13 protein-coding genes and 1 tRNA gene are annotated in these 12,008 nt (G+C 40.8%); 7 read left to right on the forward strand and 7 right to left on the reverse strand.

Going from position 1 to position 12,008, the window contains the following annotated elements; genetic code table 11:
* Nucleotides 1–204 (reverse strand): aldo/keto reductase (locus tag BP896_RS08480; protein ID WP_291767524.1); only part of this gene is annotated, 204 nt, incomplete at its 3' end.
* A gap of 84 nt (nt 205–288) precedes the next feature.
* On the opposite strand from BP896_RS08480, the gene BP896_RS08485 reads away from it, so the two are divergent.
* Nucleotides 289–1,284, forward strand: coding sequence for a coiled-coil protein (locus BP896_RS08485; RefSeq protein ID WP_291767526.1), 996 nt, complete (start codon nt 289–291; stop codon nt 1,282–1,284).
* A complete protein-coding gene (locus BP896_RS08490) occupies nt 1,265–1,525 on the forward strand; it encodes a CTAG/PCC1 family protein (RefSeq protein WP_291767528.1) in 261 nt (86 codons plus the stop codon). Before BP896_RS08485 ends, BP896_RS08490 begins: the two co-directional genes overlap by 20 nt.
* Here BP896_RS08490 and hflX read toward each other — a convergent pair.
* Genes hflX through BP896_RS08505 form a run of 3 tightly spaced genes read right to left on the reverse strand, consistent with a single transcriptional unit; the run spans nt 1,503 to nt 4,908 of the window.
* Nucleotides 1,503–2,753 carry a GTPase HflX gene (hflX, locus tag BP896_RS08495; RefSeq protein ID WP_291767530.1) on the reverse strand — a complete coding sequence of 417 codons (1,251 nt, stop codon included), beginning with the start codon at nt 2,751–2,753 and terminating at the stop codon, nt 1,503–1,505. The genes BP896_RS08490 and hflX overlap by 23 nt on opposite strands.
* Before the next feature lie 39 nt (nt 2,754–2,792).
* Complete coding sequence (locus BP896_RS08500) at nt 2,793–3,410, reverse strand: ArsR family transcriptional regulator (protein ID WP_291767532.1); 618 nt, start codon at nt 3,408–3,410, stop codon at nt 2,793–2,795.
* A gap of 58 nt (nt 3,411–3,468) precedes the next feature.
* Nucleotides 3,469–4,908 carry a PQQ-binding-like beta-propeller repeat protein gene (locus tag BP896_RS08505; protein WP_291767533.1) on the reverse strand — a complete coding sequence of 480 codons (1,440 nt, stop codon included), beginning with the start codon at nt 4,906–4,908 and terminating at the stop codon, nt 3,469–3,471.
* Between the two features lie 114 nt (nt 4,909–5,022).
* On the opposite strand from BP896_RS08505, the gene metG reads away from it, so the two are divergent.
* The 3 genes from metG (at nt 5,023) to BP896_RS08520 (ending at nt 7,935) form a co-directional block, all read left to right on the forward strand.
* Nucleotides 5,023–6,771 (forward strand): methionine--tRNA ligase, encoded by a 1,749-nt coding sequence (gene metG, locus BP896_RS08510; protein WP_291767534.1) that lies wholly within the window; start codon nt 5,023–5,025, stop codon nt 6,769–6,771.
* 99 nt (nt 6,772–6,870) lie between these two features.
* Nucleotides 6,871–7,308 (forward strand): MarR family winged helix-turn-helix transcriptional regulator, encoded by a 438-nt coding sequence (locus BP896_RS08515; protein WP_291767536.1) that lies wholly within the window; start codon nt 6,871–6,873, stop codon nt 7,306–7,308.
* Between the two features lie 177 nt (nt 7,309–7,485).
* Nucleotides 7,486–7,935 (forward strand): 30S ribosomal protein S6e, encoded by a 450-nt coding sequence (locus BP896_RS08520; RefSeq protein ID WP_291767537.1) that lies wholly within the window; start codon nt 7,486–7,488, stop codon nt 7,933–7,935.
* A gap of 17 nt (nt 7,936–7,952) precedes the next feature.
* Here BP896_RS08520 and BP896_RS08525 read toward each other — a convergent pair whose 3' ends face one another.
* Genes BP896_RS08525 through BP896_RS08535 form a run of 3 tightly spaced genes read right to left on the reverse strand, consistent with a single transcriptional unit; the run spans nt 7,953 to nt 9,871 of the window.
* On the reverse strand, nt 7,953–8,651 hold the full coding sequence (locus BP896_RS08525) for a hypothetical protein (protein ID WP_291767539.1): 699 nt from the start codon (nt 8,649–8,651) through the stop codon (nt 7,953–7,955).
* Between the two features lie 58 nt (nt 8,652–8,709).
* Complete coding sequence (locus tag BP896_RS08530) at nt 8,710–9,087, reverse strand: hypothetical protein (protein WP_291767541.1); 378 nt, start codon at nt 9,085–9,087, stop codon at nt 8,710–8,712.
* A gap of 37 nt (nt 9,088–9,124) precedes the next feature.
* Complete coding sequence (locus BP896_RS08535) at nt 9,125–9,871, reverse strand: indole-3-glycerol-phosphate synthase (RefSeq protein ID WP_291767542.1); 747 nt, start codon at nt 9,869–9,871, stop codon at nt 9,125–9,127.
* 151 nt (nt 9,872–10,022) lie between these two features.
* Between BP896_RS08535 and BP896_RS08540 the strand changes: the two genes are divergently transcribed.
* Together BP896_RS08540 and BP896_RS08545 are read left to right on the forward strand one after the other, a co-directional pair.
* Nucleotides 10,023–10,100, forward strand: a tRNA-Glu gene (locus BP896_RS08540).
* A gap of 142 nt (nt 10,101–10,242) precedes the next feature.
* Nucleotides 10,243–11,565, forward strand: a complete 1,323-nt coding sequence (locus BP896_RS08545) for a hypothetical protein (protein WP_291767544.1) — start codon at nt 10,243–10,245, stop codon at nt 11,563–11,565.
* The last annotated feature ends 443 nt before the right edge of the window (nt 11,566–12,008 follow it).

Raw genomic sequence — 12,008 nt, forward strand, 5'->3', positions numbered from 1 at the left:
AGAAAAACCAGAAACAGCAGCACCTATGGCTTCCTCGGAACAATTATATGCCTCAGCGGTATCGAACATCCTGTAACCCAGCTCCAGTGCCTTCCTGAAGATTGCGATATAATGGTCTTTCCTCATGCATTCTGATACTGATAAGTATGAGCCTAGGCCAATGATAGGCATTCTTAACCCTCCCCTGAATTCCCTATACTCCATGTTTATTAGTAAGGTTGTCTGCATTTAAAGCTTTAGTTATTTCTCTTGGATAAAGCTTATATATTGGGTTGGTAAGGGTTGCCTGTGTCATTACTTAATGCTGAGGAGCTTGAGAAGAAGATAGAAGAGTTGAATGTTAAGCTGAGTAATGTTAACAGTGAGTTGGATGAGGCCTATAAGGAATTGAATGAGCTTAAAGGCAAGTTAAATGAGAAGAGAAATCAGTTAACGGTAGTAATAAACCAATTAAACAGTAAGCGGAATGAGCTAAGTGAATTAAAGAATAAGATTAATGAATTAATCAGCAAGAGGAATAGCATCATTGAGCATCTTAAGAAGAATAAGGCTGAGAAGGATGAGGTAAGCAAGAGGATCATTCAATTAAGGGATAGGATTAAGAACCTCAGGGAGCTTTTAAAGGAGCTTGAGGCGTCAGGTGGTAGGGTTCAGGATAAGGATAAGTTAAGGGTTTTAATAGAGAAGCTGGAGTTTGAGCATGATACGTCGCCATCAGATTTAAAGAAGGAGATGGAATTCTATAAGACGATTACAGAGCTTGAGAAGAATCTTGAGAAGGCTGAGACGCTAGATGAGTTTAGGAGCCACATAGCCAATGCAATTAAGGAAATTGAGGAATTAAGCAGAAGGCGTGCTGAATTAATTAATAACCTTAAGTTAATCTACGAGGGTAGCTATAAGCCGCTTAAGGATGAGTTAATGGGGCTTAGGAGTAAGATAAATGACGTTAGGAACAGTATAGGTGAACTTAAGAAGAGGAGAGATGAATTAAAGGCTGAGAGGGATGAGATTAAGAAACAAATGCTAAGCCTCTACGCTAAAATAAAGGAGCTTAAGGAGGCTAAGATGCAGATTATTGACGAGATTAATAAGAATAGGCTACTCCTAGTGGCTGCAAGGAAATCAGCAGCGGCGGCTGAGAGGAGGAGAAGTGAGGAGTCGGTTAAGGTTGAGTTAAGGAAGAGGGCCATGGAGGCTCTTCAAAAGCTTGAGAAGGGTGAAAGGGTTAGCCTTGATGAGTTAATGGGGCTGGAGGACTCGGATGACCACCAGAGTAAGTAAGCTTGAACCCATGGAGGTTTCCATTAGGCTTAGGTTAAGTGAAGATAATGATGTTGCTTACAGGGTTTTTAAGGTAATGGAGCCTGAGTTTAAGTTTAAGAGGGGTATGGTGTTAACGCACCTAAGTAATGGGGATGTTGTGGTGGTGATTAAGGCAAGTGACATTAATAGTGCAAGAAGCTTAATTAATGGGGTCCTTAAGCACATTTACCTAATCCTCAGCCTTCAATCCGGTAATTAATCCCCCTCTCATCAAGAAGCATAAGATCCTCCTTCCTAACGTTAACTAGAGCCGAATCATCGTTAATAATCATTATTGAAGCCCTATGCCTAAGCAGTTGATTAACCACATCAAGATCCCCCACAGCCAGCCTCACTGTGGCATAATCCCTTAGCTCAGAGGCTATCCTACCTTTCAATGACTCTAATCCAGCACCAGTCTTAGCTGATATGAATAATGGATTACTTAACTTAAATTCCAGCGCAATGCTAATTAATGAATCAGTGTCCTTAACCTCATCAATCTTATTGAAGACTGGGATGACCTTACTCATTGGTACGGCTATATCATTCAGTATACTTATTGAACTACTAACCTTCCTACGTACCTCATCAACTGGGTCACTTGAATCTATTATGAGAAGTATGAGGTCAGCATAGGCTATCTCCCTTATTGTTGAGTAGAAGGACTCCACCAGTATTGGTGGTAAATCATCAATAAAGCCTACAGTGTCCGTAATGACGGCGTACTTCCCATTGAAGTTAACTAGCCTGGAGTATGTTGATAAGGTTGCGAACGCCTTACCATCAATATACTTACCTTCACCGGTTAACCTATTGAAGAGTGTTGTCTTACCAGCCATTGTGTAGCCTGTTAATGCAACCTCAGGAATACCCTTATCCCTCCTCTTAATTATGTGAGTATCCCTCATTAATTTTATTGAATTTAACTTTCTCTTAACTGAAGCTATTTGCCTTAAGGCATGCTTATAGTAGGTTTCAGCACCATATTCACCTAAGCCGTGGAAGCCAATCTGCTCCCCCTTCTTACTTAACCTAATATACTCCCTGATTAAGGGCAATGAGTACTTTAACTCAGCCAACTTTATCTGAAGCTTAGCCTCAGCATCACCAGCCCTCTTATCAAATATCTCCAGAATTAACTTAACCCTATCCATTACATTCACCCTTAACTCCCTGGATAAGTTGAAGGATTGGTTAGGCTTAAGTTGATGATAGGTTATTAGGTAGTTAACACTATTATCGATAAGCCTCTTAACATCCCCAAGCTTACCACTACCCACGTAGTATCTTGAGTCTGGAACCCTCCTCTGAACCACAAGTCCCCTAACCTCATAGCCTGCCACCTCAGCAAGCATCTTAAATTCATTAATCTTGCTCTCCATGGGATTTGGATCAACGTAAACCAATAATGCTTCCTTACCCATGCCAACTACTATCGCTACCATGCAGGTGTTTTTATTACTTTTCCATAATGGAGTCCTGCCTCACCTAATACTTAAATCCAAGTATATTGAGTTAAGTATCTTAGCTAAATTCTTAGATGTTACCCAAGTTAAAATCTCAATATAAGCCTCAGCAGGGGTTTTACTTCTTAAGGTTACGTTGAATTCATGAGCCAGCAACTTAACATGTTCAGTGCACTGCCTAAGCATTGGGCATTTTAAGCAGTTTTGAATGGGCCTAACACCATTAATTATTATAAAACCAGTCTTCTCATCTATGAAAGCCCCCTTTCCATTAAGAAGCCTTAAGCCTAATGAACCAAGCCTCCCACTCTCAACCTCGTAAGCAAGGTATATTGGGGCTGAGAAGATTAAGCCGTAGCTACTCCTCTCAATCCAACCATACTTCATTAATACTGATAAGTGCCTATATAGTGTTGATTTAGGCATCTTAAGCTTCCCCCCAATCACAGACGGCTTAGATACACCGAAGGCAATTAACTTAAGTATACTTAACCTACTTGGGTCAATGGCTTTTTCAAAGGCGTCAATACTCATTAACCTAACCTTCCCCTTCTTAAAAGTATGTGGCCTTATGGGGAATCTTATTACCATATCCTCATCAAACTCATTTAACCTACTCACGTCAATTAAAGACATTTAAGCCACTTAGCTAGCAAACAATCAACAGCTTTTAAACACTACCCAAGTTACCGCATCATGGATGAAGCAGTGTAAATAATGGTAATGATTCAATAATACCATTAACACCAACAAGAATCAACGAATTCCCAGTAGCCAAAAGATTACCTGCACCAGGTACTATTGGCGTGTATATCTCCTTAATTAAACTGCCATTTAATGTAAGTATAAAAAGTTCACCAGTCCTATTCTGAATAATTATGAATTTATTAAACACAACCACAGCATTACTTAACGTGAGGCCGGTTTTAAAGGTCCATAAAACTTTACCATTAGTCGCATTAACTACATACAGTACACCCACTGGGGAATCATGAATCACTAAGCCATTATAAATAATAACTGGTGGCGCCTCTAGGTTAGGTGTAATTTTAGATAAGCCTTCATTAAGAATCCATAGTATGTGCCCATTACTTGCATTGAATGCCGCTAACATGACATTCATTGTATTGTTTGAATTATGTAAAGTAAATGACGTAGCAATAATACCCTTATAGTAGGCTGGTGATGAATCATCTAAACCAGCCATATTTTGATAAGTTCCATAAAGGTAATCACTCCAAATAACATTACCGGTTGTGGCGTTTATTGACCAGAATGTTGTTGATGTACCGAAGTAAACAATACCATTAACTAAGAGTAATGAGGACATGCTATCATATGAACCCAATTCATCAATCCAAGTGAGCTTACCTGTGGTTGCATTTAATGCAAACACTTCATCACTACCATCAGCCTCAATTACGAGACCCCTATAATACACCGGTGTAGGCATATCTTCTCCAAGTGTTGTATAATTCCATAATACTTCACCATTAGTAACATTAACCGCGGCTAGATAATTAATCCCAGTACCCCTGTATGTTGGCGTTAATACACTATTGCCTAATCCAATAATCATTATGCCATTGAAGATTATTGGTTGAGTCATTATTTGATTTGGAAATACCCTATACCATACGATGGCGCCATTAGTTACATTAATTGCATAAACACTACCATTGTTAAATGGGAAGCTTGATGTTGAGAAGTTGAATAGGCCTGAGGTGGTTACGAGAAGTAAGTCACCGTAAATAGCAGGTGGCACCACTATACCCCAAGTTACATTCACAATGAAGTACCCCGTCCTAGTTGATATAACATAGTTATGTTGCGGATTACCCTCAAACATTATTGTATTACGCCAGTATCCATTAGACTTCTCAGGTATTGATTGAAGTGCATAGGGTAATATGAATTGATACTTAAGTTGATTATTATTACTGCTTGTAATATTAGTGTATTGAGGGGTGTATGTTATGGTTTCAATTACAGTGCTTGTAATAGTCTTAGTTACAGTGTTTGTTATAGCGGTACTTGTACTGGTTTTAATTGAGGTAATGTTAACTATTGAAATAGCCCATGATGCTGCTAACGCTATTGAAATAACCGTTATCGCTAGTTGACATCTATTCATGCGCAGCATCAATATGCTTCAGTTTAAAAAACAGACTCACTAATGCCCTAGGCTTGAATTAACCTCAATTAGGCTTAAGTAGCCTGGTTATTGTAATGGAAAAGCTTATTAAGGGTGCTTGATAGGCGAGTCTTCAGTGACCCCAATGGAAATGAGGTAAGGTGGGTTGTTGGTTCAGCATGGCCATATATTTACGCCGTCCCGCATTTAGGTAATTTAATAGGTTCACTGTTATCTGCGGATGTATTCACAAGGTACCTTAAGTTGAAGGGTTATAATGTGGTTTACGTTACAGGTAGTGATGAACATGGTACACCAATTGAGGTTGAAGCCATTAAGCTTGGTGTCGAGCCGAGGCAATTAACGGATAGGATGCATGAAATCATTGTTAAATTGCTTAAGCTCTGGGGTATTGAACCAGATAACTACACTAGGACTGAGTCTGAGGTTCATAAGTGGTATGTTAGGGATACGTTCACTAAAATCTACAATAATGGCTACATATTCACTAAGGATGATGAATTACCCTACTGCCCAAAGGATAAGATATTCCTCCCCGATAGGTTTGTGATTGGTACATGTCCATACTGCGGTTACCCCTACGCCAGAGGTGATCAATGTGAAAACTGCGGTAAATTACTTGAACCAAGAATGTTAATTAACCCTAAGTGCGCAATATGCGGCTCAACCCCTGAATGGAGGTTAACTAGGCACTGGTACCTTGACTTAAGGAGGCTTGAGGATAGGGTTAGGAGCTATATTGAAGGGAATAATGCGCTACCGGATAATGCAAGGCAAATGAGCCTGGGGATACTTAAGGAGGGTTTAAGGCCCAGGGCAATAACCAGGGATAATAAGTGGGGTATCCCAGCCCCATTCCCAGGTGCTGAGGGTAAGACGATTTACGTCTGGTTTGAGGCAGTGTTGGGTTACGTATCAGCAACCATAGAGTACTTTAGGAGGCTTGGTAGGGAGGATGAATGGAGGAAGTACTGGTTCAATAAGGGGACTAGGGTTGTATTCTTCATAGGTAAGGATAACATACCATTCCACACTATAATATTCCCAGCATTACTCATGGCTACTGGGGAGGATTACGTAATGCCATGGGCATCATCATCCACGGAGTACTTGATTTTCGAGGGTAAGAAATTCTCAAAGAGCCAGAGGATTGGGATTTGGGCTGATGAAGCCGTAGCACTCCTCCCAGCGGATTACTGGAGGTTTTACCTCATTTACAATAGGCCTGAGCAGAGGGATAGTAACTTCACGTGGGATTCATTCCTAGACGTAGTTAATTCAATCATGAATGACACAGTGGGTAACTTCATCCATAGGGTATTAACACTGGCGAAGAGGAGGTGGGGTATAGTGCCCAGTGGCGTTAAGATGATTGAGCAGGACCAGGAGGTTTACAGTAAGGTTCTTGAGGTTCTTAATAATGTTGATGAGAACTATGGGAAAATAATGCTGAAGGATGCCTTATCCCAGTCAATTGAAATAGCCAGGATAGGTAATAGGTACCTGAATGAGAGGCAACCATGGAGGCTAGGTGGAGTTGAATTCAATAGTGCATTATACATGCTTATGAGTATTGTTAAGGCATTATCAGTAGCACTTGCGCCAGTAATACCCTTCAGTATTAATGAATTGTGGAGAATGATGGGTTACGGTAATGGCTTAAGGTGGCAAGATGCAGGGAAGCCTATTGAACAGGGATTACAGTTAAGTGAACCAAGGCCACTCTTCAGGAAGATAAGTAAGGAGGAATTGAATGTAATGCTTAAGAAACTTGATGAAATAAGGGACATTAAGGATAAGGGTAAGTACCCGTGGGAGCAAGCCTACTTACCTAACCCTTAACCCCCTTACTCAACATATAGATTACCCACCAGTGTAGTTAACCTTAAGTTAAATTGCATTACAGTAAATATTTATAACCCAGGAATAGGCGCAATGCCCATGTCTAACCAGCAGAATGATAATGAGATAGGGCCTGTTGAGGTTAACATACTCTTAACGCTAATTAGGCTTAATGGTAAGTGCTTGCAGAAGGATTTATGGAAAATGGCTGGAACCAATAGTAAGGTGGGTATACCTGCATTAAATAAGTTAATTAGAATGGGGCTTGTAACTAGGAGGAAGGTTAATGAGAAGATTTATGAAATTAAGTTAACCAGGAAGGGGCTTAGGGAAGCTAGGAAACTGGAGGCTAAGGCCAGTATAATACCTGAGGTTGACTTAAACCTCCTAGCCACAATACCCTGCTTCTACTGCCCCTATATATCATCATGTGGCGTAGGCCATGAGAATTCCCCTGAAACCTGCGAGTTACTGGGTAATTGGCTATATAACTTAATTAAATTAAGAAGTACACTTAGTCAGGAGGGTGAAACCTAATTAATGTGAGTTACATTACCTTACCTATCCCCCAGCATTTAATTAACACGTTTAAGTAAGTATTAGATGAAATCCAGGGTGGAGTACTGTTAATTCTTAAACGCTACGCATTACCCTAGGGGAATGAGACTTTAAGTATGTGGTAAAGTTTAAAAAATAAGCATGTAACGTTGCGTAATGCCAACCTTTAAGCTAGTGCTGAGTGACCCAAGGAGCGGTAAGTCTAAGCAACTTGAAGTTAAGGATGAAGCGGCTCAGAGGTTAATAGGGTTGAGGATAGGGGATGTTTTTGATGCTCAATTAATTAAGGAGATTATCGACCTACCACAGGGCTTTAAGATTAAGATAACTGGAGGCACTGGGTACGATGGGGCACCAATGCACCCAGGCATAGAGGGGCCTGTGAAGAAGTACGCCCTCCTATCCGGTGAGCCAGGCTTTAGGCCTAAGAAGAGGGGGTTAAGGGTGAGGAGGTTAATTAGGGGTAACACTATTAGTGACCAAATTGTCCAAGTTAACGCAGTCCTAGTTTACCCTGAGAATTGGGATAAGGAGCCTGTAATTCAGGTTAGTGGGGAAGCCAAGTCAGCTGAGGCTAAGGCCGAGGAAAAGGCTGAGGCAGCTTAATAAATATAATGAGTGTGTTAGCTACTTGACGCCTTATTAATTAACGCTATTACCTTACTATAGTTTAATGCATTAAGCCCAGCTAAGTAGCCTGCTATTGTGCCATTACCATAGGACACTATGACCATTGGTAGCACGGCACCTACTGCATTACTTCTTAGGGCATTAAGCACTGTGGATGCGTTAACTATGTTAAGTGCCTGGGTTGCATTAAATAAACCCACGGGTATTTGAGAGCCGGTGCTGAACCATGATGCCGTAGCTAAGTAAACATTGGGTGGGGCAGTGCAATTAATGGTCTCCATACTGTAGTAGACGTTGGTCCATTGAGGTGGGGTTATGAACTGTAGGCCCATTATGGGGGAGCTCAGTAGAACCAGTATTACGTTTGATGAAGATGTTAAATTACTTAGTAGGCTGTAGGGTATGGTGCATTGCGTCGTGGGTGCTATGGTTATGAATATTGCCACTGGCTTAGTTCCATTGAAAACAAGGGGATTCATTAATGATGGCGTGGGGGTACTGTATGATGATATGTTAACAAGTGAGACACCTATTAATGAGAATAAGTTGGGTTTAGCATTAGGTTGCTTATAGAGGAGGGTTGGGCCAATGTAAGCCACTATGAAGCCCACCTCAGCTATTGCAATAGCTATTATAGCCACTATGAAGAGCCTCCTCTTCTTCCTACTTCCCCTACTCTTCTTCCTGGACATTAGGTGAACGGTAAACTGGGAATTAATAAGCATTATTCACACAGGGAATACACCTACATTAAAGCCCCCAGTAGGATGAGTATGATAATTCATGATTATAGATGCTCCTAAGCTCCTCGGCAAGCACCTTAAGCCCACTACAATCATTAATGCAGCCGTAAGCCACCTCACCAGCCCTCTTCAATACATTAATAATCCTACTGAGGCAACTCGGCGTTAGGCAATTCTCCTCAGCCAATTGAAGCACCGCAAGTGCAAGGTGAAGCACGTACTGAAAGCTATTAACGTCCTCATCATTAAGCTCAGACTCATCATCTGCAATAATGTAGGTTAAGTTGAGTAAGCCACCAATCAGCTCCTTAAGCCTACGTGCATCAACACCATCATTGATGTTCATTAAGTACTTTGATAAGGTAAGCGTCTTAGCCTTAACCACTGAGCCTAATTTTAATCAACAAGGGCTTTTAAGCATTTCAACCAAGCTTCACGTCATGGAGCTCCCTAGCCAGGGCAGGATTCCTCATTAATGCTGTACCCACTAGAATAGCGTTAACACCCTCCCTAGCCAAAGCCTCAGCCTCACCCCTACCCTTAACACCACTTTCAGCAATTATTAAAACTCCCTTACCCCTAATAGCCCTAATTATGCCTATGCTCCTCTCAAGGGATACTGTTAAATCACCTAAATCCCTTGAATTAACGCCAATCATGAATTCAGGGTAATCCTTAGCTACATTAATGGCATCATTAATATTATCAACCTCTATAAGTGGTTCAAGCCCCCTACGCCTAACAGCATCAATAAGCCATCCAATATTGCCATTAAGTAGCCTATATATTACAAGGACTGCACTTGCACCATTATTGAAGGCCTCCTCAACCTGATACTCATGAATAACGAAGTCCTTGTAGAGTATAGGCTTATTAAATATTGAGGCAATCCTAATAAATAAGGTGTTACCAGCGAAGAAGAATGGTTCAGTTAACACACTGAAGCCAGTGGCATACGGCGACACTTGATTAAAGTAATTGTATGCATCCAAGTCAAGCCTAATAACACCACTCGGGCTAACCCTCTTATACTCAGCAATTAAACCAACATAACCCTCACTATTCCTACCCTCAATAGCCTTAATTAGGCTAGGTGCCCTAGATACTTGCTTCCCCATTAACTTAACCCTAAGTTCAGTAAGCTTCTTAACATCATTAAGGAAATCCATGAATAAGGAGCATTATGCGGTACTTTAAATACATTCATTAAAATATTAACCAGCAATTATTTCGCTTAGGAAATTATTTAGGGAATTGAATCTAGGATTTAAACACCATGCGTGGGAAAAGCTAAAAAGGCTAAGTGTAGGCTGGTCATAAGCCCCGGTCGTATAGCCCGGACAAGTATGCGGGCCTCTCGAGCCCGTGACCCGGGTTCAAATCCCGGCCGGGGCACCAGTAAATGCGCATAACTACTATTGCTCAATTTTAAGGGCATGTTTCCGTGCTCTAATGCGTGATAGTGGTAAAATTAGTTTAAGAGGTTATGGCTATAGTGTATTTGAAAAGCTTAAAAACATGGTAATAGAAGAATAATATTATGGATAAGAATAGAAGGCTTGCGCTAATTCTAATAGCAGACTTAGCCCTAGCTGGTGCTGGTTACTTAATAGTGAGGAATTTACCAACCTTAATAAGAGGTAGTTCAGAATTATTAAGGACGCCAACGACTTCAGTTAAACTGGAAGTTACTAAGGTTGAGGAAAGCTCAATGATCCTTAAGGGCAATTTAAATGGGCCAAGTTTCAGTATTTACCCTAATCAAGGCCTTGTACTCAATAATGACATGATTGCCTTCCAGTTAATACCAGGTTCCTCTGGAGATTACGCAGTACTGGTGGTTGATGGAAACGTGTACCTAATAGTGCCATCAATCTACCCACCAATAGGGCCCAATTTAAGTGATATAATAAAGCCTAATGTTGATTTAAGTAACATAACTGGTGCATCAAATGTAGGTGACTACATGGTCTTCGGAGGCGGAATGGAATGCTACGGAAGGGGCTCAATACCCTCACCCTGGTCGCCATGCGCCTACCCATGCGCTGCATATCAAGCATTCTACAATAGATTAACTGGTGGTTTAAATGTACTGGCTATACCAGGTGGTAGTTGTGATAATAATAACATGACCTTCGCCGTTGAAGGTAATGAAAGTGATATATTGACCTTCGGTGGTGGTAATTACCCATCCTATGGTACCACTGGAGCTACCCATAGGACTGCTGTGAATTCAATAAAGGTTAAGGGATTAGAGCCGGCAATGTACACTACGATAGATGTTGTTGACTCAGTAGGTAATATGCTTAATAAATATAGGTTACCTGGACTTAGGGATGGCTCAGACATATACATGCTATTTCAGGTGGCTAACAGTAATACCTTGCTTCTCGAATACGTTAACATCAGTGAACTATATGGTTCAATGCAGAATAACCCAAGTGTATTATGTACAGGTAAGCCAACTGTACAGCCAACTCCAGTTACCACATTGGCCAATGACTTTAATGGTGATGCAATACCGGCCATGTGGCTAAGTAATGGTGAATTATACGTAACTTACCATAGTATTGATGATTCCATTAAGGTGGTGTCCAATGAGGGTCACGTAGTAACCCTAGGTAAGGTACCGGTTACTCCATTCATAAAATACGTTAATAGTACACTATATGTAGGTTATAATATGATGGCTAATGGTAAGCCAATATTTGTGATCAATGCCTACGACCCGTATACAGGTGACCAATACGGCTCAGTGTCATTAAATGGATTAGGCTTCGTGGATATTAACGGCAAAGTATCAGTCTTCACAGGGTTAACGCAGGGTAGTAATGTTAAGATATATAAATTAGAAGTGGCCTAATTTAAGAAAGTGAAGTTAACATTATTGCAGAAGGCGCAGTGCCACCAGGATTAATAAAGGATCCACCACTTAATTAGCCTTAGCAGTAAAAGATGAAATAAACCTCTAAGCCAGCTTAACACTCAAGGCTTCAACGAACCCCCAAAGATGAGGAGGGAGTTAATTAGTGGCGTGAGGGGCTCATACTGAAGGAGCCTTAAATTAATAGTGATTGAGTAAGTAACGGGTACTATATTTGTTAAAATAATGGTTAACCTAATGTTGGAACTTCATTATTTGCAGGGGGAGCTGTATGGATCCTACCATGTTAATGCTTCTTAGTAAGGATTGCTTTCAAAGATCTTTTTAGCTTCATTAAGCATTTTCTTAACCTTCTCTGCCCCAATTTTCACGTAATCTAGGGTTAATTTTCCTTCATGAAACCCCCACACGTGTAGATCATA

It is taken from the genome of Caldivirga sp. UBA161 (assembly GCF_002506515.1).
Classification (GTDB): domain Archaea; phylum Thermoproteota; class Thermoprotei; order Thermoproteales; family Thermocladiaceae; genus Caldivirga.